General features: G+C 67.1%; 20 protein-coding genes. 8 read left to right on the top strand and 12 right to left on the bottom strand.

Translation table 11 applies throughout. The features are described 5' to 3' along the window. Positions 1-37 precede the first annotated feature (37 nt). The 5 genes from J5J86_RS00310 to argB form a co-directional block, all read right to left on the bottom strand. Positions 38-889, bottom strand: coding sequence for a GNAT family N-acetyltransferase (locus J5J86_RS00310; protein WP_209102938.1), 852 nt, complete (start codon positions 887-889; stop codon positions 38-40). Positions 890-923: 34 nt separating this feature from the next. Continuing rightward, positions 924-2,102 (bottom strand): GGDEF domain-containing protein, encoded by a 1,179-nt coding sequence (locus tag J5J86_RS00305; RefSeq protein ID WP_209102937.1) that lies wholly within the window; start codon positions 2,100-2,102, stop codon positions 924-926. A gap of 137 nt (positions 2,103-2,239) precedes the next feature. Continuing rightward, positions 2,240-2,935 (bottom strand): pyrimidine 5'-nucleotidase, encoded by a 696-nt coding sequence (locus J5J86_RS00300; protein WP_209102936.1) that lies wholly within the window; start codon positions 2,933-2,935, stop codon positions 2,240-2,242. 369 nt (positions 2,936-3,304) lie between these two features. Further along, positions 3,305-4,366 (bottom strand): porin, encoded by a 1,062-nt coding sequence (locus tag J5J86_RS00295; RefSeq protein WP_209102935.1) that lies wholly within the window; start codon positions 4,364-4,366, stop codon positions 3,305-3,307. Positions 4,367-4,735: 369 nt separating this feature from the next. Next, on the bottom strand, positions 4,736-5,656 hold the full coding sequence (argB, locus tag J5J86_RS00290) for an acetylglutamate kinase (RefSeq protein ID WP_209102934.1): 921 nt from the start codon (positions 5,654-5,656) through the stop codon (positions 4,736-4,738). 209 nt (positions 5,657-5,865) lie between these two features. Between argB and J5J86_RS00285 the strand changes: the two genes are divergently transcribed. The 4 genes from J5J86_RS00285 to J5J86_RS00270 all read left to right on the top strand — a co-directional run bounded on the left by J5J86_RS00285 (position 5,866) and on the right by J5J86_RS00270 (position 10,092). Further along, complete coding sequence (locus J5J86_RS00285) at positions 5,866-7,422, top strand: hypothetical protein (protein ID WP_209102933.1); 1,557 nt, start codon at positions 5,866-5,868, stop codon at positions 7,420-7,422. A 97-nt stretch (positions 7,423-7,519) separates the two neighbouring features. Next, positions 7,520-8,653 carry an alpha-D-ribose 1-methylphosphonate 5-triphosphate diphosphatase gene (locus J5J86_RS00280; protein WP_209102932.1) on the top strand — a complete coding sequence of 378 codons (1,134 nt, stop codon included), beginning with the start codon at positions 7,520-7,522 and terminating at the stop codon, positions 8,651-8,653. A gap of 114 nt (positions 8,654-8,767) precedes the next feature. Next, a complete protein-coding gene (locus tag J5J86_RS00275; RefSeq protein ID WP_209102931.1) occupies positions 8,768-9,466 on the top strand; it encodes a DUF1045 domain-containing protein in 699 nt (232 codons plus the stop codon). Between the two features lie 11 nt (positions 9,467-9,477). After that, positions 9,478-10,092 (top strand): chloramphenicol acetyltransferase, encoded by a 615-nt coding sequence (locus J5J86_RS00270; protein WP_209102930.1) that lies wholly within the window; start codon positions 9,478-9,480, stop codon positions 10,090-10,092. A gap of 16 nt (positions 10,093-10,108) precedes the next feature. On the opposite strand, the gene J5J86_RS00265 is transcribed toward J5J86_RS00270, so the two are convergent. From J5J86_RS00265 to J5J86_RS00245, 5 genes are all read right to left on the bottom strand, one after another. After that, positions 10,109-10,924 (bottom strand): FkbM family methyltransferase, encoded by an 816-nt coding sequence (locus J5J86_RS00265; protein ID WP_209102929.1) that lies wholly within the window; start codon positions 10,922-10,924, stop codon positions 10,109-10,111. Between the two features lie 140 nt (positions 10,925-11,064). Then, positions 11,065-11,964: a methyltransferase domain-containing protein gene (locus J5J86_RS00260; protein ID WP_446698650.1), complete on the bottom strand. Its 900-nt coding sequence runs from the start codon at positions 11,962-11,964 to the stop codon at positions 11,065-11,067. A 97-nt stretch (positions 11,965-12,061) separates the two neighbouring features. Beyond that, positions 12,062-13,081, bottom strand: coding sequence for a Bug family tripartite tricarboxylate transporter substrate binding protein (locus J5J86_RS00255; RefSeq protein WP_209102927.1), 1,020 nt, complete (start codon positions 13,079-13,081; stop codon positions 12,062-12,064). A 16-nt stretch (positions 13,082-13,097) separates the two neighbouring features. After that, positions 13,098-13,487, bottom strand: coding sequence for an AtuA-related protein (locus J5J86_RS00250; RefSeq protein ID WP_247657822.1), 390 nt, complete (start codon positions 13,485-13,487; stop codon positions 13,098-13,100). After that, on the bottom strand, positions 13,484-14,857 hold the full coding sequence (locus J5J86_RS00245) for an acyclic terpene utilization AtuA family protein (RefSeq protein WP_247657821.1): 1,374 nt from the start codon (positions 14,855-14,857) through the stop codon (positions 13,484-13,486). The genes J5J86_RS00250 and J5J86_RS00245 overlap by 4 nt, the downstream gene beginning before the upstream one ends. Before the next feature lie 136 nt (positions 14,858-14,993). Here J5J86_RS00245 and J5J86_RS00240 point away from each other — a divergent pair, with 136 nt between their 5' ends. The 3 genes from J5J86_RS00240 (at position 14,994) to J5J86_RS00230 (ending at position 18,269) form a co-directional block, all read left to right on the top strand. Next, the gene (locus J5J86_RS00240; RefSeq protein WP_209102926.1) at positions 14,994-15,902 is read left to right on the top strand and encodes a LysR family transcriptional regulator; all 909 of its coding nucleotides are present in this window, start codon (positions 14,994-14,996) and stop codon (positions 15,900-15,902) included. A gap of 136 nt (positions 15,903-16,038) precedes the next feature. After that, complete coding sequence (locus tag J5J86_RS00235; protein WP_446698649.1) at positions 16,039-17,316, top strand: glycerate kinase type-2 family protein; 1,278 nt, start codon at positions 16,039-16,041, stop codon at positions 17,314-17,316. 347 nt (positions 17,317-17,663) lie between these two features. Further along, positions 17,664-18,269 (top strand): GNAT family N-acetyltransferase, encoded by a 606-nt coding sequence (locus tag J5J86_RS00230; protein ID WP_209102925.1) that lies wholly within the window; start codon positions 17,664-17,666, stop codon positions 18,267-18,269. A 107-nt stretch (positions 18,270-18,376) separates the two neighbouring features. On the opposite strand, the gene J5J86_RS00225 is transcribed toward J5J86_RS00230, so the two are convergent. Further along, positions 18,377-20,611 (bottom strand): tetratricopeptide repeat protein, encoded by a 2,235-nt coding sequence (locus J5J86_RS00225; protein WP_209102924.1) that lies wholly within the window; start codon positions 20,609-20,611, stop codon positions 18,377-18,379. Between the two features lie 354 nt (positions 20,612-20,965). On the opposite strand from J5J86_RS00225, the gene J5J86_RS00220 reads away from it, so the two are divergent. After that, on the top strand, positions 20,966-21,394 hold the full coding sequence (locus tag J5J86_RS00220; protein WP_209102923.1) for a MerR family transcriptional regulator: 429 nt from the start codon (positions 20,966-20,968) through the stop codon (positions 21,392-21,394). 220 nt (positions 21,395-21,614) lie between these two features. On the opposite strand, the gene J5J86_RS00215 is transcribed toward J5J86_RS00220, so the two are convergent. Beyond that, positions 21,615-22,361 carry a YebC/PmpR family DNA-binding transcriptional regulator gene (locus J5J86_RS00215; RefSeq protein WP_209102922.1) on the bottom strand — a complete coding sequence of 249 codons (747 nt, stop codon included), beginning with the start codon at positions 22,359-22,361 and terminating at the stop codon, positions 21,615-21,617. Positions 22,362-22,367: the final 6 nt, after the last annotated feature.

Below are 22,367 nucleotides of genomic sequence, written 5' to 3'. Positions count from 1 at the left end.
AGCCGGGTTTACATAAGGACCGGCCCCCCGTCGAGGCTCATCCGAGCTCGAAGGTGGTGATGCCGAAGATCCGGTCCAAGGGCAAGGCAGGCGCCGCGCCGCGATACATGCGGGCGGTCTCGAACACGGGCGTGAGGCCGGCCTCTTGCGCCATCTCACGGGCGGCGGCATGGGGCTCGGGCACGTCGAGAAAGATGGGCTCGCCTGGCGCCGCCGCGTGGGCATGGCCGCATGCCGCCCCATAGAGCGCGCGGGCGGTCGCCGCGTCCGGGGCAAAGAGCGGGCCGATCTTGTGTCCGCTGCCGCAGCGGCGGACCACGCAATAGCCGGCAATGCCCCCGTCCTTGTGGGCGGCGAAGGCGCGTCCCTCCGTGGGCAGGAGCCAGCGGGAGAGGAAGCCCGGCCGGTCGAACAGGAAGTGGCGGCGATCAAACGCCATCACGGCCGGGACGAGAAGCGCGTCTAGGGCCTTGATGTCCGGATGGGGAGCCGCGGGCGCATGCGGCAGGCCGCCATAGCGGATGTTGCGGTGGGCGAGGACAAAGCCCGAGCGGGCATAATTGTCCACCTGGTCGAGAACCCCGTCGAGCCCCACCACCCGGGACCCCAGCCGCTCCAGGGCTGAATACCACACCGCGCGGCCATAGCCTTGGCCGCGCATGTCCGGGCGACAAATGTAGAAGCCGATGAAGCCGAAGGCGGGGCCATAGGTGACGGCCGAGATGACGCTGGCAAGCTCACCGGCCTCGAACAGGCCGATGAAGCCGTCAGGATCCTGGGCCAGGAAGGCGGCCGCATCCCCTGTGCCGGGATTCCACCCTTCCCGTGCGGCCCAGGAGATGGCGATCTCCACCTCATCGGCGGTCAGGGTGCGAATGTGATGTGTCATGGTCATGCCGGCATGGTGGTGGCGGGGAGGGCGGTCAGCGGGCTTCGGTGCCGTCGGCGACGACCACCATGTTCCGCCCGCGCGCCTTGGCGAGATAGAGCGCCCGGTCCGCGCGCTCGATGATGGCCTCCAGGTTCGCATCCTCCGGGGTCAGACTGGCGACGCCGAAGCTGGCGCGGACCTCCAAGGGGGCAGTGGGGGTGTGTACCGGAGCGGAGGCGATGGCGCGCGCCAAGCGATGGGCGACGCGCTCGGCCCCCTCCAGGTCGGCACCGGAAATCAGAATGGCGAACTCCTCGCCGCCGAGGCGAGCAAACACGTCGTGGGGGCGCAGCTCCGCCCGGCAGCGCCCCGACACCTCGCGCAGCACCGCATCTCCTGCGGCATGGCCGTGGCGGTCGTTGATCCACTTGAACCGGTCCATGTCGAAGATCAGCACCGAAAGCCGTGCGCCCGACAGCAAGGCGTGGTGAAAGGCGGCTTCGCCGCGCTCCATGAACATGCGTCGGTTGCCGAGTCCCGTAAGGGCGTCGGTGCCGGCGAGCCGGCGCAGTTCCTCTTCCATGCGACGGCGCGCAGTGATGTCCCAGCACGCCATCACATAAAGCTCACCGATGACGCCGAACCGGAATTGGATGGTGCGGGTGGTCCCGTCCCGACAGCGCACATCCCAGTCCGTCTGGGCGAACTGGCTGGATTGAAGACGCAGCAGCGACAGGCGGTGCCGCCATTCGGCCATGGCTCGGCTGCGCGCCTCCTCCTCCGGAAAGGCTTGCGCCCACCAATCCTCAAGATGCAGGTGTTCTCCGGACGCGGGGCGCGCAAACATGTCGTCGGCGACGGCGTTGGAAAACACCTGATTGTAGTCGAGGTCGAATATCTTCAAGCCCACCGGCAGGCCGGAAAGCACGTCCTGCGCGAGCTCCGCCCAGCCGCGCGCCTCGCCTTCCTGATGGCCAATCGCGGGTTCGAGCGTCAGCAGATAGCCCTCGTCCGGCGCCGGCAGTCGGGCGTGGCGCACAGCCAGCACCGCCGGAGAGGCCTGCCGCTCCAGCGGCAGGAGCAACCGGTCCCCAGGTGGGCGCGTCTGCACATGCGCGGACAGGCGCACCATGGCCCAGTCCCCCAAGAGCGCGTCGAGCCGCGTGAGCGGTGGCAGGCCTTGGGGAGGAAGGTGCAGCAGGGTGCGTGCCGCCGCGTTGGCCGCAGCCACATGCCTTCCCTGTGCGTCGATCGCCAGGAGCGGATGGTGGACCAACTCCATCCAGGGCAGGCATGGACCCCCTGTTGGCGCGGGTGGGGCCCCTGCGCCCGCGGGTGCCTCAGGCGTGGCCAATCGAACAGTGCTCCCTAAGACCCCACTTGCTCAAGGAAGCCGGCAAGGTCCTCCGTGACGAAATCCACATAGGCATCCTCCCTGCCCTCGAACTCCCAGGCTTCCCGCGCCTCCAGCCGTTCCCCCGGGGGGACCACAAGAATGGTGACCATGCCGAGCCGGTGCGGAACCTCCAGATTGCGCGCCAGGTCCTCGAACATGGCGGCGCGGCTGGGGTCCACCCCGTAGGCATCCAGGAACCTCCCATACGCATCAGGTGTGGGTTTGGGGTGGAATTCCGCCGCAACTATGTCATGGACCGCCGCGAAGTGCTGGTCCATGCCGAGCTTGGACAGCACATTGCGTGCGTGGCGTTCCGATCCGTTGGTGTAGACGAGCTTCTTGCCGGGCAGCGCCTCGATGGCGGCGGCGAGGCGCGGGGAGGGGTCGAGCCGAGACAGGTCCACGTCGTGGACATGATCCAGGAACGCATCTGGCTCAATGCCGTGCTCGATCATGAGGCCGCGGAGCGAGGTGCCGTAGCGACGATAATAGTCCTTCTGGAGCTTGAAGGCGTCGTCGAGGGTGAGGCCCAGGAGGCCGGCAATGTAGTCCCGCATGCGTGCGTCGATCTGGCCCCACAGGTCATGGCGGGCCGGATAGAGTGTATTGTCGAGATCGAACACCCAGGTGTCGACGTCGCGAAAGGCGGGAGAAGGGGTTTCGATCATGGAAGCATCCGCGGCAAGGGCGCGCGGATGTAGCATCAAAGGACCGCAGCGTCATGTCGCGCTCAGGCCGGCACGGAGGAGCGCGTTAGAGCATGTGCCGATCAGATAGCATCGCCATCTGATCGGATCACGCATTCTCTATCATGGGTTAGAGCGCGCCCCTCCGCATTTGCGGGGCGGTGGTGTCAGAACCGCCATTCCGCGCGCGTCTTGACGATGGCGTTGCCCTGGCTCAGCCCGGGAAGCGTACCGGAGTCGCCGGTGGTATGACACGGATAAGTATTGCTCGCGACCTCCCAGGTGGCGGGGGCATTTTGCACGTCGTTCTTGAGATAGGCGTATGCGGCCTCCACGCCGATGTCGAAGGTCTCATAGACGGAATAGATGAGGCTGGGCGGCGGTGGAGTAGAGCTGGCCGCGGCCCCATTGTGGAATGTAGGAATAGGTTGCGTTCGGGTCGACCGCTGCGGGCTTGGGCGGATCTATCTGGACAAAGCCGACATTGAAGTTGGACCGCCATTTGTCGGACCAATAGTGCGTCAGCATGGCCGCCAGATTGAAGCCCTGGACGGTCTTGAAGGCGTAAGGCACGTCCTGGCCGTTGCCGGACACCACCATCATGTTCTGGTCGACACGCAGGATGCCGCCCAGGAGCGAGCCGTTGTTCTGCGTGGAAATGTTGCTGAGGCCACCTGCGGCGAGCAAGGCGCCGATGTTGCCGTTGGCATAGTTGGCCGTCAGCCAGAGTTGGTCGCCCTTCCCCAATTGAGGCAGCTTCACATTGGCCGTCACGCCGATGGCGCCGCCGACCTTGTAGGAATAGCCGGAGGCGTGGGCCCCATAAAGAACCGTACCCTGGTCGAGCGGGACCGGGGCCTGAGCCCATACGTCGGAATCTGCCGTCTCCAGCGGGTTGGTGTTCAGGACACCCTGCAGGGCCAGCCAGCCCCAGTGCTGCTCCCACTTGATGTTGCCCACCAGATAGAAGGCCGACATGGGCCGGTTGACGGACATGTTATAGGCCCAGGCCGCGCCCCGCTCGATGGCGCCAGTCGCCGACCAGCCGGAGCCGAGGTCGTGCTTGTAAGCCAGTTGGAAGACGCCGTTGGTATATTGCGTCCACGGGGTGCCGGTATACATGTTGGTCGGCATCAGCGCGTAATTGGAGGGTGCGATGCCCATGGTGAAGCCGCCGACGCTGAGATAGGCGGCCTCGGGGATGGCCTTCAGTTGCACGCCCGGCGCAAACGTATATTCCGCATTGTTGGCGATGGTGGCCGTCCGTGTGCCGGTGAGGCTGGAAAGGCGCAGCTTGCCGACGATGCGCGCGTCGCCGAAATCGGTTGGCGTGACGGCCTCGAAATCGATGCGGCTGCGCCCTTCCGTTCCCACGGTGTCCATCGTGTTGCCACCCTGGGGTGACTCCAGCATCGCCATATGCTTCGGAATGGTACCGAGGGACGCGCAGCTTATCCCGTTCGCTCTTCAGTTGAAGAACCAGTCGATACAATTCTTCATTTGTCGGTGCCTGTGCGAAAGCGACATCTGTCGCTGCCCATATGGCCGCGAACGCGGTCGTTCCAAGTATGATGGTGCGAATGGTCTTCATCGTGCGCCCCCCGGCCACAACGATTCGATTAACTTGCAAGTAAAACGCCCCAACGGTCCGCGCATTGAGTGAGCGCCGGCGCCACCGTGCGTGCCGCCTCGTCTTCGGCTTGTGGCGCAAAAAAAAGCGCGCCGCAGGGGGCTGCGACGCGCTCGGAAACGGCTGGTGCGGGTGATATGGGCCTGGTGGCCTCAGCGGGTGATCAGCGTACCGGCTCCGCCATCGGTCAGCAGTTCCAGCAGCACCGCATGAGGCACCTTGCCGTCGAGGATGACCACCCCTTCCACGCCCTGTTCCAGGGCATAGATGCAGGTTTCCACCTTGGGAATCATACCGCCCGAAATGGTGCCGTCGGCGATCAGCCGCTCGGCCTCCTCCACGGTCAGGCGGGGGATCAGGTTCTTGTTCTTGTCCAGAACGCCCGGTACGTCGGTCAGCATGAGCAGGCGCTTGGCGCCGAGCGCACCGGCAATGGCCCCGGCGAAGGTGTCGGCGTTCACGTTATAGGTGCCGCCATCGGCCGCCGCCGCAACGGGAGCGAGGACGGGGATCAGTTCCCGCCGCAGGATCTGGTCGAGCACGGTGGTGTCCACCCGCTCGGGCTCGCCCACGAAGCCGAGGTCGATTTCCTGCTCGATATTGCTGCCGGGATCCGTCACCACGCGGCTGGCCTTGCGGGCCACCACCATGTTGCCGTCCTTGCCGCACAGGCCGATGGCCGTGCCGCCCGCCGCATTGATGAAACCGACGATCTGCTTGTTGATGGATCCGGCCAGCACCATTTCCACGATTTCCACCGTGGCCTTGTCGGTGATGCGCAGGCCGGCCGCGAATTCCGACTTGATGCCGAGCTTGGTGAGCATGGCTCCGATCTGCGGGCCGCCCCCATGCACCACCACGGGATTCACGCCGGACTGCTCCAGCAGCACGATGTCTTCGGCGAAGGTGCGGGCGACGCTTTCGTTGCCCATGGCGTGGCCGCCATATTTCACCACCACGATGGAATCATCGTAGCGCTGCATGTAGGGGAGGGCCTTGGTGAGCACCTCGGCCAGGAGCTGGCCTTGCGCTTCGCCGGCGGGGTCCTGACCTGCGGGGTCTTGCTCGCTCATGTCCGGATGCGTCCTTCTGGTGCTGGGCGGCACGCTTCTAGAGCATGATCGGTGAAAGTTGAATGGCCTTCCCTGCATGGCGGTCGCCGCGGCTTCACCGATCCGCGCCCACAGTGCGCGCGCCGCCTCCGATCCACCACATTTGAGCCGCTCTAGGCTGGCCGAACGCCCGCGTGCGGGAATAGCTCTCCAGGTAGATCCATCCGCCGATGACCACGCCGAAGCCCGCCCGCCGCGCCCTGGACCTGCGCCCTTCGCGCATTGCGCTCCTGTTCCTCCTTTGCTTCGCGATCGTCGCGATCCCGGTGGTGACGCATCCCATCCCGCCGCTGTCGGATTATGTGAACCATCTCTCGCGCATGCACATCATTGCGCAGGTGAAGTCCGACCCACAGCTCGCCCGCTATTACACGTTGGAATGGTCGGTCCTGCCAAACCTGATGATGGACATGATCGTTCCGCCCCTCCAGCGGCTGGCCACCGTGTTCGTGGCAGGTGAGATCTACACGCTCATGTGCTTTGGCCTGATCGCGTTCGGGACCTTGACGCTGCACCGGGCGCTGTTCGGACAATGGTCGGCGATCCCGCTTCTGGCCTTTCCGCTGCTCTACAACTCCGTCTTCCTGATCGGGGTGATGAATTATGTGTTCGGCATCGGCCTTGCTTTGCTGGCGCTGACCACCTGGATCGGGCTGCGGCAAAGCCTCTGGCGCTATCCAGCCGCCCTGCTCTTCGTTGTTGCGCTGTTCTTCTGCCATCTGGTGTCGGTGGGCATCTATGGCATGGGCCTTTTGGCCTATGAGATATGGATCCTGGTGCGCGACCGCCGCGCGCCCCTGGCGCCGCGCCTCCTGCCGTTCGTGGCTGCCGGGCTGCCCTTCCTTCCCGTCATCCCCATGCTGCTCATGAGCCCCACCTGGGGCCTGTCGGGGCAGAATTACTGGGAACCGCGCGGCAAGCTCGACGGGATCGAGTTCGTCGTGAACGTCTATTACGACATCGTGGCGTTCACCCTTACGGGCGTCGTGGTGCTGGCCGCTGCCTGGGCCAGCCGGCATCATCTCCTGCGCGTCCATCCGGTGCTGTGGCCGCTGCTCATCGTGTCCGGTGCGGTGTACCTGGCCATGCCGCGCACCGTCTTCGCGACCTATATGGCCGATCAGCGCCTGCCCATTGCTGTCGCCTTCATGATCATCGCCTGCATCCAGGTGGACCTGCGCCACCGCCTGGCGCGCCGGGGATTTGCGGTGGTGCTGGTGCTGCTGCTCTGCATTCGCGTCGCCGAGGTGCAGGTGGTCTGGGATCGGCTCTCCCGGTGGACGGGCGCCTTCGACGCTTCGGTGGACAAGATCGACCGGGGGGCCAAGGTGCTGGTGGTCTATGCCGATCCTCGCGGCGGTACCGACGTCACCGATCTGGGCCTCGTGCATGCCGCCTGCCTCGCCATCATCGAAAAGTCGGCCCTCATCCCCACCGTCTTCAACGTGGCCGGCAAGCAGATCCTGCGGGTACGGCCGCCCTATCGCGATTTCGTCGACACCGAGGATGGCAATCCCCCCACGCTCGAGCAGATGCTGCTCACCGAGGACGAGCCGAGCCCGGACGGCCCCCGCTACTGGGATCTGTGGCCGAAGCATTTCGACTATGTCTATCTGCTCTTCACTGAGCCGGGGGACATCAATCCCGACCCCGACCGGCTGACCCCGGTGTTCGAGGGCGCGCGGTTCCAACTCTACAAGGTGATCAAGCCGACGCCGCCGTCCTGATGGCCGTCACCGTGTCGTCATGGAGGCGTGACAAGGGAGCCGCCTGCGGGCACAAGCGCGTCTCCGACGATTCCCCCCGAGACCCGAGAAGGCCGTGATGGAGACGATCTACACCAACGCCATCCTGGTCCTGGACGACCGCCTCGCCTCAGGGACCATCGTGGTCCGCGACGGCACCATCGCTGAGGTCGCCGAAGGCCGTAGCACGCTGCCCGGCGCGCAGGATTGCGAGGGTGATGTCCTCTCCCCCGGCCTCATCGACCTGCACACCGATGCGCTGGAAGGCCATTTCGTGCCCCGGCCCAAGGTCGTCTGGCCCGACGCCCGCGCCGCTGCGCTCGCCCATGACGGGCAGGTGGTGTCCGCCGGCGTCACCACCGTCTACGACGCCATTTCGGCGGGAGGGTTCGACCAGGCTAAGTCCGTGCGGCGCGAATTGTTCACGCTGATGCTGGATGCGGTGGAAGCGAACCAGTCCCTCTTCCGGGCCGATCACCAGATCCATCTGCGGTGCGAACTGACCGATCCTGGCGTGGTGGACTTGGTGGAGCAGCAGCTCTCGCGCCCCGTGGTCACCCTCGCCTCGCTCATGGACCATACGCCCGGCGCCCGGCAATGGCGCAACCTGGAGCATCTGCGCACCTTCCTCCTCGGCATTGGCAAGACCGCCGAGGATGTGGAGGTGGAACTGGCCGAGCGCACCGAGCGCGGCCGCGCGGCGGTGCAGGACAATCACGAGCGGATGGTGGCGCTGCTCGCCGGCACCGGCATCGTCCTGGCGAGCCACGACGACACGCTGCCGGAGCATGTGCATGATGCGAAGGCCTCCGGCTGCACCATTTCCGAGTTCCCCACCACGCTTGAGGCGGCCCGCACCGCCCATGCGGAGGGCCTGACCACCATCGGTGGGGCCCCGAACGTGGTGCGCGGCGGCTCCCATTCCGGCGGCGTAGCCATGAAGGACCTCATGGCCGAGGGCCTTCTGGATGCGCTCGCCTCCGACTATGTGCCAGCAAGCCTCCTCCAGGCAGCGACCCGGCTGGGCCGGTCCGATGCGATCGGCTTGCCGCGCGCGCTCGCGCTCGTCACCAGCGCACCGGCGCGCATGGCCGGGCTTTCCGATCGCGGCCGCCTAGCTGCTGGCCTACGCGCCGACCTGCTGCGTTTCCGCATGGTGGGAGACACGCCCGTCGTGCGCGAGGTCTGCGTGAAGGGCGAAAGGGTCTTCTGAGCGTACCGCTCGCCGGGATGGGTGGTGCGGTTTAAAGCAGTCGGGCACAGATGGAGTGCCCTGAGCCGTTCCGCACCGGCCGGCTGCGTGGCACCAAACCGAAGTGGAGAGGAAATGGCCCCGCGCTACGCCGTATATCTCGCCCCCGCGCCAGACAGCGCCCTCTGGCAGTTCGGCTCCCGGGTTCTCGGCTATGACGCGGTGACGGGGGAAGACCTGCCGCCGCTCGATCTGGCGGGCTTCGATGCCTCTTCCTGGCACGACCTGACGGCCGAACCGCGGCAATACGGCTTTCACGGCACGCTGAAGCCCCCCTTCCGCCTCGCGCCGGGAGTGTCGGAGGCCGATGCCATCGCCGCCTTCACCGCCCTTGCCGGCCAGTACCACGCCTTCGAGCTGCCGCCGCTGGAGGTGAAGGGCATCGGTTCCTTCATCGCCTTGGTCCCGTCCGCGCCCACCCCGGTGCTGAACGATCTGGCCGGCGAACTGGTGGCGCAACTCGACCATCTGCGCGCGCCCCTGACCGTCGCCGAGATCGCCAAGCGCAATCCCGACCGCCTCTCCGAGCGGCAGGTGCGGCTGCTGGAGCAATATGGCTATCCCTATGTGATGGAAGAGTTCCGCTTCCACATGACCCTGTCGGGCGCGCTGGAGGCGGACGCGGCGATCCATGTGCAGAACACACTCGCCGATGCCTTTGCCGCCTCCGGCGCCCATCTGCCGCTGATGGTGGAGGATCTCGCCCTGTTCCGGCAGGAGGCGCCGGGCGCGCGCTTCCACCAGTTCGCCCGCGCGCCGCTCCATCCTCTCTGAGGGCTCATGCCATGAAGAAGCTCGGCGTTGATCCCACCATCGACCCAACGGCGCAGGTGAAGCTGTGCCAGCTTGGCCGCTACACCGAGGTGGGCGCGCGGACAAAGCTGCTGGAAGTGGAGATGGGGGACTATTCCTACATCGCCGGGGATGCGGAAGTCGCCTATAGCCAGATCGGCAAGTTCTGCTCCATCGCGGCGATGACGCGGATCAATCCCGGCAACCACCCCATGTGGCGGGCCAGCCAGTCTCATTTCACCTATCGCGCTGCCGCCTATTTCGACGATGCGGAAGATGAACCCGGCTTCTTCCAGTGGCGCCGGGAGCAGCCGGTGCGCATGGGGCATGATGTGTGGGTGGGGCACGGGGCCGTCATCCTGCCCGGCCGCACCATTGGCACCGGGTCCATCGTGGCCGCGGGCGCCGTGGTAACGCGCGACGTGCCGCCTTATGCGATCGTTGGCGGCGTGCCGGCCCAGGTCATCAAGTGGCGCTTTCCCGAGGATGTGGCGGAACGCCTGATGGCGCTGGCCTGGTGGGACTGGGAGCATCAGCGCCTGCGGGAGGCGCTGGAGGATTTCCGCCAGCTCACCGTGCACGCTTTCCTGGAAAAGCACGGCGGCTGAGGCCGCCGCACGTTGCTCAGCCGGCGAAGCCGTGGGTCAGGGTCGCACGCAACTGCGCCAGTTGCGCCTCGTCATAGGCGCCCACCACATTGGGAAAGCGCATGTGCAGGATGTGGTGATACATCACCGTATAGCGCTCGCTGTCGTCGTTCAGGTCTAGATAGGTGCCCCCATCCACCGCCAGGACGATGGGGAAGGTGGTGCGCAACTGGTCGAAGAAGTCAGGAATGGATACGCGCTGGAAAGCGTTCAGGCACCAGTGGTTCAGCTCCGCCGTCACCAGCGGGCTGTGGTTCGCCAGAACCTGCCCGGCGCCACGCAGCACATGGCCCTCGAAGCCTTCCACATCGATCTTGATCAGGTCGACCCTTCCGATCCCGAGCTCCGGGACAACCTCGTCGAGGGTACGGATACGGATGGTTTCCGTGGTGTGCCCCGCCGCGGCCTTTGTCTGGTCCGATACGAAGCCACCAGACCGGTTGTTGGGGGAGAAGGTGAGGGTGGTCTCGCCCGCCTCTGCGCCAAGGCCGAAATTGTGAGCCTCCACATTGGCATGGCTCGCCTGAGCCGTGTTGCGGGAGAGATAGGACCAGGTGGTGGGCGAAGGCTCGAAGGCGTGGACTGCGCCGGCCGTTTCGCTGAACAGGAGGGCGGTGCAGCCGATATTGGCACCCACGTCCAGTACGGTGTCCCCCTCGCGCAGGAGCGCCTTGAGCAGGAGGACGGTGTCGGGTTCGAACCCGTGCTCCACATAGGCCAGGTAGTCGTCGTCCGAGACGATCTGGTAGTCCTTGTCGCCGATGCGGACAGTGGCTTGCCGTTCTTCACGCATGATGTGCCTCGTCCCATCCGGCGCTGCCGCGCCCTGTCGCATGGAGCAGTCACGCTGCCTGCTCTTGGGTCTCTCATCGCATAGCCTTGATGTGGCCGCGGGTGCAAGGCGAGGAACAGGGTGCGGGACGGACACGTCCCTCAGGTCGGATCGCCAGGCATTGCACCCGACTTGAGCTCCACGGTGCCTAATGCATCGGCGAGACGCATGCGGGCGGAGCCGGGGCGGGCCGGCTTCTGCTGGCTTTCATGGGGCACCCAGGCGGAGAGCCAGACGATCTCGAAGGTGGCGCGCACCCGACCGTCCGGGTCGGAGAAGCGCTCCAAATACAGTTCCGCCGCCCGCAGCAGCACCGCCCGCGGCAGAGGCACCTTCCGCCGCTCCAGAAGCGCATTGGTGGCGCCCATCCGGCGCAGGTCCGCCAACAGGGCGAACGGGCTGGAATAGCGCACAGTGAAGCGATCGGTATCGCTGACCGGCAAGGCGAGGCCGGCCCGCTGCAGAAGCCCGCCCAGGTCCCGCACGTCGGCGAAAGGGGCCACGCGGGGGGAGAGGCCGCCCGTCACCTCGGTCTCGGCTGCCGCAAAGGCCTCGCGCAATTCGGTCAGGCTCGCCCCGCCTATGAGGGCGGCGAGAAACAGCCCGTCCGGTTTCAGGGCGCGGCGCACCTGCGCGAAGGTGCCGGGGAGATCGTTCACATGCTGGAGGGAGAGTCCAGAGACCACCAGGTCCAGCGCGCCATCGGCGAAGGGCAGTGCTTCCTCGTCCGCGACCACGGCCGGGCAGGCGCTGTGAAGCCCGAGCTCGAGGGGGGCGGCGCGGAACACCTGTTCCACATTGGCCGCGCCCGCCAGGGCCCGGGCCACCGCATCGGTGGGGGTGCCGAGATCGACCGCGCGCGCGAAAGTCCGGCGCACGGCCATCACGCGGTCGGCCATATCCTCGGCGACCCGGTCCAGCAGGAAGTCGGCGGGCCCGAGCCGCGCCGCACGGGCGAGCCGTCGGCGCAGCAGGGGGCGATCGAACAGGAGATGGCTCATGGCGGCCATATAGGCGCGCCGGAGGCGAGAGGAAAGGCGTTCGGACGCTGGCGGTGCCGCAAAGGTGAGCGGCCCCGCCGGGCCGATGCGCCTTGGATCATTCTGGCTCGATGCCGGCCGCCTTCGTGATCTCGGCCCACTTCTTCGTCTCGGACGCGACGAAGGCGGCGAGCTCCGCCGGGGTGGAGGAGGACGGCTCGATGCCCGCCCCGATCAGGGTCTCCTGTACCGACTTCTCGCTCATGGCCTTGATGAAGGCCTTATCGAGGGTGTCGATGATCTCCTTCGGCGTCTTGGCCGGGGCAAAGGCGGCGAACCAGGCGGTCAACTCATAGCTCTTGAGGCCTGCCTCGCGCATGGTCGGCAGGTCAGGCGCGAGGGCGGAGCGCTCGGCGCTGGAGACGGCGAGCGCCTTCAGCTTGCCGGCGCGGGCGGACGGCATGGTGGTGGAGATGTCGGCGAACATCACCTGCACCTGGCCGCCCAGGAGATCGGTCACTGCCTGGGGATTGGACTTGTAGGGCACATAAAGGATGTCCACCCCGGCCTGGCTTTTCAGCATCTCCACCGCAAGGCGGGAGGAGGCGGAGCCGGCGCCGAAGGAGAGCTTGCCGGGATTGGCCTTGGCATAGGCCAGGAATTCCTGCGCGGTGGTCACCGGCACCGAGGGGTTCACCACCAAAGCCAGCGTGATGGAGCCGAGCTTCGAAATGGGCTCGAAATCCTTCACATGGTCATAGCTCAGCTTCTTGTAGAGCGCCTGATTGGAAGCATGTGTGGAGTTGGAAGTAATCAGGATCGTGTAACCGTCGGGCGCGGCGCGGGCCACCTGCGAGGCTGCGATCTGGCCGTTGGCGCCGGGCACGTTCTCGACCACAACCGACCCGCCGAGAGTGACCGAGACATTCTGGGCGAGCACGCGGGCCAGCGTATCGGTGGCGCTGCCGGCGGAAAAGGGCACCACGAACTTGATGGTACGGGAGGGATAGGTCTCCGCAAAGGCGGGTGCCGCTGCGAAACTTGCGGCCAAGCCGGTCGCGAGGGCGGCCGCCAGGGCTGCGCGGCGGGTGAAGCTGCGGGGGCGGCGGCAGGGCCGGGCGTGAAGGGTCTTGTCCATGGGCGTCCTCCGGTTTTCAGATGTTTATTGCGTGGGCGGCGGGCAGGACGCGCAGCGCCTCCTGCACCTTCTGCGTCGGCGCCAGCTCCAGCTCGAGCAGGCGGAAGGAGAGGGCCTTGCCGTGGCCGTCGAGGCCGAGGGAGGCGTTGACGCCCCCCTCCAGCACGTCGTCCAGCACGAAGTTGAAGGCGCCAAGGTTGGGCAGGTCGTAGCGCACCACGCGGGTGGGGCGCCGGGGGGCGAAATGGGCGGCGACCGCATCGGCCGTCACTTGCTCCGCCAGGGCCGGGTAGGCCTCGGGCACGCGGCAGACCATGGCGATATTGAGCCGGTTGCCCTTGTCGCCAGCGCGGGCAAAGGCGAGGCGGTGCAGGAGGATCGGGGCGGTGGGGCGGTGCATGGTCATGCCGCTTCCTCCAGCAAGGTGGCACACGGGTGCGTGAAGGACCGTTCCACCAGGCAGGAGGCGCTGGACAGGCGCGCGGTGAGATGGCGCCGCACGCCCCCGCCGCCGGCCGGGCCGACGCAATAGAGCGCCTCCACCTCGTCGAGCAGCAGGTTCAGGGCTTGAAGGTCGGTGGACTGGGCGGCAAAGCGCAGGCGCACATCCTGCGCGCGCGCCTGCAAGACCTGTTCGGCAAGAACGGTGCCCGCCGTGTCGTTGAACAGGCTGGCGAGGCCGATGGCATCCACACGCACCAGAAGGTGGGGCGCCTGCTCGGCCATGCGGGTGCGGATGATCTGTGCGGCAAGCTGCGCGCGGGCGGCGGCATTGGGGCCGGCATAGGAGATTTCGGCTTCCGCCAGATGCCCGGCTTCGAAGCAGACCGTGGTCTTTAGCGTCTCCGGCCGGGCATGCCCGCGCGCGCCGGACACCCGCACCCGGTCGGGTCCGATCTCTTCCACGCGGGCGGCGGTGAGGTCCAGCACGACGTCGGGGGTGAGATAGGCGGCGGGGTCGTGAATCTCGTAGAGCATCTGCTCGATCACCGTGAAGCGATCGATACGCCCGCCGGTGCCCGGTGGCTTGGTCAGGGTCAGCGTGCCGTCGCGGGCGATCTCGGCGATGGGAAAGCCCACATGGGAGAGGTCCGGCACGTCCTTCACGCCAGGATCGGCGAAATAGCCGCCCGAAACCTGGGCCCCGCACTCCAGGAGGTGGCCGGCCAGCGTCCCGGCGGCCAGAAGGTCCCACTCGTCCTCGTTCCAGCGGAAGACATGGCGCAGCGGGCCCAGCGCCAGAGCCGGGTCCGCAATGCGCCCGGTCACCACGATGTCCGCGCCGAGGTCCAGGCCCTCCATGATGGCGGTGGCGCCGATATAGGCGTCCGCCGAGACAATGGCCTGCCGCCCTTGGAGCAAGGTGCCGCCCACCTCTCGCGCGGCGAGCTCCGCGACGCTCAACCGGCCGTCGAGGCTCGCACCGTCCACGACGGCGATACAAGGGGAAAAGCCGGCGGCCTTGGCGAGAGCCGCGATGCGGGCGGCGGCGGCGCGGGGATTGGCGGCGCCGAAATTGCCGATGATGCGGATGCCCGACGACAGGCAGGATGCCAGGATGGGGGCGACGAAGCGCTCCAGCGCCGGACTGTAGCCGCAAGAGGGGTCATTGCGGCGGGCGAGCTGGCAGGCTGCAAGCGTGCGTTCCGCCAGGGTCTCGAAGATGAGGAAGCGCGGTCCCTCGTGCCGGGCGAGTTCGGCCACCACCGGCACCGCCGCCTCGACCCGGTCGCCCGCAAAGCCCGCACCGGAGCCGATGCGCACCATGTCCGTCATCCCGTCCTCCCGTGCCGGCCCGTCTGCGCGGGCGCGGCGGCTGAACCGATCGTTCCCCCGCCGGTTTCGGAAATCCTAGACAGGACAAATTCATCAGGTCAAATAATGCAATTATATAATTTCATAGTGTAATACGATGAATATCACCGTGCGCCAGTTGGAGGTCTTCGCCTGCGCCGCCCGCGCCTTGAGCTTCACGGAAGCCGCGCAGGCCCTGGGCATTTCGCAGCCGGCCTTGAGCGAGAGCATCCGGCGCATGGAGGCGGAGCTGGGCCTGCGCCTGTTCGACCGCACCACGCGCCGCCTGAGCCTCACCAAGGATGGCGAAGCGCTGGTGGGTCTCGCCGAGGAAGTGGTGCGCGACGTGCGCGCGGGGCTCCAGGACATTGCTGAGCGGGGGCAGAGGCGGCCACGCGTCTGCATCGCCCTCCTGCCCTCCATCGCTGCCGCCATTCTGCCGGCCGCCACCGAGGCCCTGCGTCGCGCCTTTCCGGAAGCCGAGTTGGCGGTGTGCGACGTGCTGCACGAGCGGGCCGTGGCCCTGGTGGAGGATGGGGTGGCTGACCTCGCGGTCACCATGCGCCCGGCCGGGGACTTCCTCGCCTACGAGCCCCTGGGGGCGGACGATGTCTATGCCCTCATGCGCCGGGACCATCCGCTGGCGGGGCGGGGCGCGCTGGCCTGGGGGGCGCTTGCGGGCCATCCTTTCGTCGCGCTTGCCCGCTCCACGTCCGTTCGGCGCCTGGTGGATGGCGGCCTTGCGGCGGCGGACGTGGCGCTCGCGCCCCGCTTCGAGGTGGAGCAGATCCCATCCGCTGTCGCTCTGGTGGCGGCCGGGCTCGGCGTCACCGCCTTGCCGGCGCTGACCTTTGCCATGTTTCCGCGCCAGGGTCTCGTCATGCGGCGGCTTGAAAAACCGGTGGTGCGCCGGTCGCTCGGCCTCATCACGCCCACGCGCCGCACGCTTTCCCCCGCGGCGGCAGCGCTTGCCGAGGGATTGCGCGGGGCGTTCCAGGCGAAGGTGGGGGTGGCTCCGGAAGGGTGAGGGTGCACCTCGCCATCACCCTTCCGCCAAAACGCGCCCGAAGCCATTGATCGCGGGCCACGGTGGAGGTACCACTCCCTGAAATAATGAATCCCAGACGCCCTCAGGGTTCGGGACGCCGTGAGGGAGACAGGGCATGTCCATGCCGGCCGCGGAGTTCGAGACGCTGACCGACGCGCAGATCCTGCGCTCCCTCTATGATGCGGCCCTCGGTGCCGCCTTGCCGCACGGCAAGTTCGAGGGTCTGCTTCCAGAACCGCCCGGACCTGGCGGGCGCACCATCGTCATCGGCGCCGGCAAGGCCTCGGCCTTGATGGCGCAGGCGTTCGAAGAGTCCTGGCCGCACCCCTGCGAGGGGCTCATCGTCACCCGCTACGGCCATGCCTGCCCCACCCGATCCATCGCGGTGGTGGAAGCGGCCCATCCGGTGCCGGACGAGGCCGGGCTGGACGCCGCCCGCCGCATCCTTGACATCGCCCGCTCGGCGGGGCCCAAAGATCTGGTGATCTGCCTCATGTCGGGCGGGGCCTCCTCCCTCCTGACCTTGCCGGCCGGGGGCCTGACGCTCGCCGACAAGCAGGCGCTGAACAAGGCGCTGCTGAAGTCGGGCGCGCCCATCGGCGTCATGAACAAGGTGCGCAAGGCGGTCTCCGCCATCAAGGGCGGGCGGCTCGCCGCCGCCATCGCTCCGGCGCGGGCGGTGACCTACCTTATTTCCGACGTGCCCGGCGACGACCCCGCCGCCATCGGCTCGGGTCCCACCATTCCCGAGGCTTCCGATCCGGACGAGGTGCTCAGCCTCATGCGCGCCTGGCGCGTGGAGGTGACACCGGCTCTGGAAGCCGTCATCCGCTCGAACACCGTGTCAGGCGATACGCCGCCGGATCAGGTGGTGCACATGATCGCGACGCCGCTGATGGCGTTGCGGGCGGCGGAGAAGCGGGCAACCGAACTGGGCCTGAAGTCGCTGATCCTGGGCGATGCGATCGAGGGCGAGGCGCGCGAGGCCGCCCATGTGTTTGCCGGCATCGCCCGCTGCGCGAGCCTCCATGACGTGCCCCTGAAAACGCCCGGCGTGCTGCTCTCCGGAGGCGAGACTACGGTGACGGTACGTGGCCATGGCCGTGGCGGGCGCAATGTGGAATTCCTGCTGGCGTTGGCCTTGTCGCTGAAGGGCGCGAAGGGGATTTCTGCCATTGCCTGCGATACCGATGGCATCGACGGCACGGAGGATTCCGCCGGCGCCTGGTTCGACGCCTCCATTCTGACGGAGGCCGAGGCGGCGGGCCTCAGCCCCGCGCAGATGCTTCTGAACAATGACGGCTACAGCTTCTTCGCCTCCCTCGACCGACTGGTGACTACGGGGCCGACCCTCACCAATGTAAACGACTTCCGCGCCATCCTCGTCCGATAGGTGGTCGAAGGTCCGCTCTGATGCTGCAGCGCAGCAGGCATGCGACGGAAGCATGACGCTAATAATGCCTTTGTCGACAAGTGATTGCGCTGTGACAGGTGCCCTGGCTTCCACAATGGATGCAATTTGAAAGGTCAGTCGCCTTGACCTTTTGTGCGGTGCACCTCATTTCCGCCGTCCCGGGCCTGCACCTTAAAGGTCCGCGCCGCCGTCCATCCTGTCTCCTTGTGGAGTGTGCCAGGACGGTTCGGCCAAGAAGGCGGAAAGGACAGGTTCGGCGCCGGTCCCCACCCCTCGAGACCACACAAGGGAGGAGAGTTCGTCACGTCGCCGAACGGAGTTGAGCCATGAGCGAAGCCGTGGCACCGGGTATCATTCGCAAACTCTGGCCCGGAGAGCAGCAGGTGCTGCGCGACCATCTCCTGCGGCTCGATCCTGAAAGCCGCCGCAGCCGCTTCTGCTCGGCGGTGTCCGATGAGTTCATCGACCATTACGCGGCCCGTGTGTTTCGGTCCGGCTCCCTTATCCATGGTGCCTTTGTAGATGGCGCCCTGCGCGCCGCCGCCGAGCTCTACCCGGATTCGGAGATCATGGCCGAGGGCGCGGAAATGGCCTTCAGTGTCGAGAGCGCATTTCAGAATCTCGGCCTTGGAACTCAGCTGCTAGAGCGGTCGATCCTCGCCGCCCGCAATCGTGGCATCCGCCGCCTGCACCTAAGCTGCCTTGCCCACAATCGCCGTATGCAGCAGATCGTGCGCAAATTCGACGCCGACCTGTCTTTCGAGCATGACGAAGTGCAGGCGGAACTGACTGCGCCTTTCGCCACCGCGGTCTCCCTGGCCCAGGAAGCCACCGCCGACGTGCGCGGCATGGCTGGTACCCTGTTCCAGGTCCAGCGTCGGGCGACCGGTGTCATGCTGGATCTGTTCCTGCCCACGCCGAAGGCGGCCTGAGGCCTCGGGTTCGCCCAAACGGAAGACGGCCCCGTCAAGGCGGGGCCGTCTCCTGTCCTCCAGGCGGGGAGGGCGGCGTCCCTTGGGGACGTCCTTATGAGACCATGTCAGCTCGCGGCGGAGGGGCGGACCTCGTCGGCACCCGCCCATTCCGGGCGGAGCACCACGGAATTGGCCTGCCGGTTGGGGGCGGCCGGAACGAAGGTTGCCGCCGCCGCCTTGGCCTTGGCGGCGATGGTGGGATCGAGCCGGGCGCCCGCCTCGTCCCGCTTGCGGGCGCTGTCGGTGTCGCCCTGGCCGGCGGCCACCGTGAACCACTTATAGGCTTGCGGCAGGTCGGTCTGGCCGGCAAAACCGCGGGCATAGATGACGCCAAGATTGTGCTGGGAATCCCGGAAGCCCAGTTCGGCGGCCTTGCGGAACCAGGTGACAGCCTCGCTCCAGTCGGCCTTGCCCTCAACGCCTCCCGAAGCCATGACCCCCAGCGCATGCATGGCGGCCACATTGCCCTTGCCGGCAGCCCATTCATAAAGCCGCTTGGCCTCCTGAAGGTTGCGCAGGCTGTTTTCCTGGATCAGCGCCAGCCGGTAGGCGGCCGGCACAGAGCCCTTGGCGGTGGCGAGGGTGAGCCACTTCACCGCCGATTGCGGATTTGCCGGGACACCTTTGCCTTCGGCATAACGCAGACCCACCTCATAGGCAGCGTCCGCGTCCCCAGCTTCCGCCGCGGTTCGCAAGGGACCTGGGCCTACGGCCGCGGGCAGGCGGGACAGATCCGGGGCGGCGACCGGAGGGGGGGCGTCGGCGGGATTGGCCGCAACCTTTCCGCGCGCGGCCATGCCCGCCTGCAGCGGGTTTGCACCCAGGATCTGAAGCACGGCCACACCGCCCACCGCAAGCACGACCACCACCATGGCGGCACGACCGAACAGGGCGAATCGGGTCAGCTTCCGCTTGCGCGGCTTCTGCCGGGATTCGATGACTTCCGCCCGCTCGACAGCGGCCACCCAGTCGATGGACGGCGCGTCCTGGGCTTCCGCGATGGGATCGCCCAGGGCTACCTCGAACACGCGGCGGTCCAGGTTGAAGGCCGGAGTGCGCTCCAGACGGCCGGACGGACCGCGGGCATCGGGAGGCATGACCTCCGGCGCCACGGGCAAGGGCCAGGAGCGGGATGGACCTTCCGCCTGCGGTCCGGTCGCTTCGGGTGTGATCGCCTCCCGGCCGCGAGAGATGTGCGGGGAGGTGGTGGTATCGGAACGCACCACCTGCACGTCCACAAGTTCCTTCAGCCCCAGTTCAAGCTCCCGCACCAGCAGGTCCTCGGTGCGGCTCTCGAACTCGATCTGCCGGGCTTCCAGCGCCGCCAGGCTACGCTTCAGGCCGATGAGTGCCGGCGCGTCGTCGCGCGCGGAGAGGCGCAGCGCCACGGCCTGCACGGCCTCGGTTGAAATCTGCGCCGAGGCATAGCGCAGGCACGCCATTTCTTCTCCCAGCCGCTCGAGGGCCCCCTCGATATGATCGAGGCGCGCGAGGCGTTGATGGGTGTCCACCACCCGCTCCGTCAGCGTCACCATGTGGTGCTCGATCACGTCCACCAGCGATCCCAGGGCCTCGGCATCCATGAGCGCCCCGGAATCGAGGCGCTCCACCAGGAGACCCACCTGAGCCCCCAACTGCCCCAGGCCGCCGTCCGCGGAAAGCTGGGACAGGTGCTCGGCCAAAGCGTGCAGGCGATCATGCAGCGCCGCGTCATCCCCATCTGGGCGGTTGCGGGCGGCTTCCTCCCGCGCCACAGCCCTTGCGGCCTCAACCGCAGCGGCCTGGACGCTCTCGGTTGTCAGGGACTGGGCATTGGCCCGCGCCACAGCGTCGGAAACCGCGAGCCTCAGTTCTCCCGTCTGATGTTCCAGCCGGGCGAGGGCCGCCGGGTCCATGGCCTTGGCATTGATGAGGTCGATCTTCCGCCCGAGCGCGTCGATGGCCCCGGCCAGGGCCTCGGAGCGGTCAGAGGCGCGCAGCAAAGCCAAGTCCGCGCGCACCGCGTCCAGTTCCGCGGCGAGGCGCTCGGCCACCGCCCAACCTTGGGCCTGCCCCGCAGGGTTGGGTTGCGTCTGGGGCGGAGCGACATCGGAAGCAGAAGCCCCCGCTGCCCTGGCGGCGGCGTCTTCGCGCATGCGCTGGCGCATCTGGAAGACATCCTGGCGCAGCTTGTCGAGGGCGCCCCGCGCGAACGGCACGGGCTGAGCCGGGCTCTCATGAATCAGATCCGCCGGGGCCAGCTTCACGGGTGGCTCGTCGCGGTGGATGTCATCCTGCGGGGCCGTGCGTGCGAGTTCCATGGCCGCTTCCTCACCCGGAACAAGGCGGATGTCTGCCGCCGAGAATCGATAAGTGAGTTTTCATCCGGTTTGGTAAACGCCCCGTTAACCGTGCGGCTCCGACGGGCCTGTTTCAGCGTTCTCAACACTTTCCGCGCCCGTGCGCAGAGCTAGGTAACCGTTACTTTCCCTAAGGGAGCCTGCAACCTTCTCCCCCAACCGCAACTTTGTGCCTAACTCCTGTCACTGCGTCAGGCGGCCGGCGTGCCGCGAGGCGTGGCGAGTGGCAGCGATACCTCCCGGGTCGTGACATCCCTCGTGTTTGACAATCCCCCGGTGGGCCACAGGCTCACCAGCCCTCTCAGGAGAGTGCGGATGGAATTGAACGCTTTCCCGGTGCGCGACCGGTCGATCCGGGCCGAGAGCCACGAACGTGGTCCGCTCGGCGAAGAGGTGTACACCATCGGTGACCTCGCCCGTGACTTCGGTGTCACCCTGCGTGCGCTGCGCTTTTACGAGGATAAGGGCCTCCTCTCTCCCCGCCGGGAGGGTCTCGCCCGCCTCTATTCCGCCGCCGACCGTGACCGGCTCACCGTGATCCTGAAGGGCAAGCGCCTCGGATTCACTCTCGCCGAAATCCGCTCACTGGTGGCGGCCCACGAGAAAACCGCCGGTGGCCGGGGTCTCGCCCTGACCCGTGAGCGGTGCCTTTCCCAGCTCACCCAGCTCCAGCGCCAGCGCCAGGAAATCGACGCGGCCATTGCCGAACTGCAGGAAACCGCCGAGCGTCTGGCGGCGGCGTGATCGGCCGGCCGGGCGGGGCTCGGCCCGACCGGAGTCAGGATTGGTCGTGGTCGAGGACGGACATCCGCCCCGGGCTGCGATGACCATTCAAAGAGGGGGCGGGTCCTGCTGCAGCGGACACCGCAAAAGAAAAGGCCGCCGGGCGAACCGGCGGCCTTTTCTTTTGGCGCGGTCGGCGGGAAAGAGGCGGGCGTTCAGACGCGCGCCGCCTCTCCTCTCCTCAGTCGCTCATCTTGGCCAGGATGGCTTCGGACATTTCGAAATTGGCGGTCACGTTCTGCACGTCGTCATTGTCTTCGAGATTCTCGATGAGGCGCAGCAGCTTCTCGGCGGTCTCGTCATCCACGGCGACGGTATTCTGCGGCTTCCACACCAGGCGGGCCTTGCTGGGCTCTCCGAACTTGGCTTCCAGCGCCCGCTGCACCTCGGCGAGCGCATCGGCGGCGCACACCACCTCATGGCCGTCCTCGGAGGAAGAGACGTCGTCCGCCCCCGCATCGATGGCGGCTTCCATGATGGCGTCCTCGCTCGCCTTGTTGGCCGCATATTCGATCAGGCCGACGCGATCGAACATGAAGGACACGGCGCCCGTCTCGGCGAGGTTGCCGCCGGACTTGGTGAAATAGGAGCGCACCTCGCCCGCCGTGCGGTTGCGGTTATCGGTCAGCGCTTCCACGATCACGGCAACGCCGCCGGGGCCGTAGCCCTCATAGCGGATCTCTTCGTAATTCTCGGTGTCGGCGCCCGAGGCCTTCTTGATGGCGCGCTCGATATTGTCCTTGGGCATGTTTTCCGCCCGGGCCGCGAGGATGGCGGCGCGCAGGCGCGCGTTCATGTTGGGATCGGGCAGGCCCATCTTGGCGGAGACGGTGATTTCGCGCGCCAGCTTGGAGAACAGCTTGGAGCGCACCGCGTCCTGCCGCCCCTTGCGGTGCATGATGTTCTTAAATTGGGAATGTCCGGCCATGGCCGC

The sequence above is a fragment of the Aquabacter sp. L1I39 genome, assembly GCF_017742835.1.
Lineage (GTDB): Bacteria > Pseudomonadota > Alphaproteobacteria > Rhizobiales > Xanthobacteraceae > L1I39.
This window is presented reverse-complemented; position numbering and strand designations above follow the sequence as displayed.

Excerpts from the sequence above, each read along its gene's own strand:
- argB (WP_209102934.1), bottom strand. The coding sequence starts at position 5,656 with ATGAGCGAGCAAGACCCCGCAGGTCAGGACCCCGCCGGCGAAGCGCAA.
- J5J86_RS00235 (WP_446698649.1), top strand. The coding sequence starts at position 16,039 with ATGTCCATGCCGGCCGCGGAGTTCGAGACGCTGACCGACGCGCAGATC.
- J5J86_RS00285 (WP_209102933.1), top strand. The coding sequence starts at position 5,866 with ATGACCACGCCGAAGCCCGCCCGCCGCGCCCTGGACCTGCGCCCTTCG.
- J5J86_RS00260 (WP_446698650.1), bottom strand. The coding sequence starts at position 11,964 with ATGAGCCATCTCCTGTTCGATCGCCCCCTGCTGCGCCGACGGCTCGCC.
- J5J86_RS00230 (WP_209102925.1), top strand. The coding sequence starts at position 17,664 with ATGAGCGAAGCCGTGGCACCGGGTATCATTCGCAAACTCTGGCCCGGA.
- J5J86_RS00220 (WP_209102923.1), top strand. The coding sequence starts at position 20,966 with ATGGAATTGAACGCTTTCCCGGTGCGCGACCGGTCGATCCGGGCCGAG.
- J5J86_RS00255 (WP_209102927.1), bottom strand. The coding sequence starts at position 13,081 with ATGGACAAGACCCTTCACGCCCGGCCCTGCCGCCGCCCCCGCAGCTTC.
- J5J86_RS00250 (WP_247657822.1), bottom strand. The coding sequence starts at position 13,487 with ATGACCATGCACCGCCCCACCGCCCCGATCCTCCTGCACCGCCTCGCC.
- J5J86_RS00270 (WP_209102930.1), top strand. The coding sequence starts at position 9,478 with ATGAAGAAGCTCGGCGTTGATCCCACCATCGACCCAACGGCGCAGGTG.
- J5J86_RS00275 (WP_209102931.1), top strand. The coding sequence starts at position 8,768 with ATGGCCCCGCGCTACGCCGTATATCTCGCCCCCGCGCCAGACAGCGCC.
- J5J86_RS00310 (WP_209102938.1), bottom strand. The coding sequence starts at position 889 with ATGACACATCACATTCGCACCCTGACCGCCGATGAGGTGGAGATCGCC.
- J5J86_RS00215 (WP_209102922.1), bottom strand. The coding sequence starts at position 22,361 with ATGGCCGGACATTCCCAATTTAAGAACATCATGCACCGCAAGGGGCGG.
- J5J86_RS00280 (WP_209102932.1), top strand. The coding sequence starts at position 7,520 with ATGGAGACGATCTACACCAACGCCATCCTGGTCCTGGACGACCGCCTC.
- J5J86_RS00225 (WP_209102924.1), bottom strand. The coding sequence starts at position 20,611 with ATGGAACTCGCACGCACGGCCCCGCAGGATGACATCCACCGCGACGAG.
- J5J86_RS00295 (WP_209102935.1), bottom strand. The coding sequence starts at position 4,366 with ATGCTGGAGTCACCCCAGGGTGGCAACACGATGGACACCGTGGGAACG.
- J5J86_RS00265 (WP_209102929.1), bottom strand. The coding sequence starts at position 10,924 with ATGCGTGAAGAACGGCAAGCCACTGTCCGCATCGGCGACAAGGACTAC.
- J5J86_RS00240 (WP_209102926.1), top strand. The coding sequence starts at position 14,994 with ATGAATATCACCGTGCGCCAGTTGGAGGTCTTCGCCTGCGCCGCCCGC.
- J5J86_RS00300 (WP_209102936.1), bottom strand. The coding sequence starts at position 2,935 with ATGATCGAAACCCCTTCTCCCGCCTTTCGCGACGTCGACACCTGGGTG.
- J5J86_RS00245 (WP_247657821.1), bottom strand. The coding sequence starts at position 14,857 with ATGACGGACATGGTGCGCATCGGCTCCGGTGCGGGCTTTGCGGGCGAC.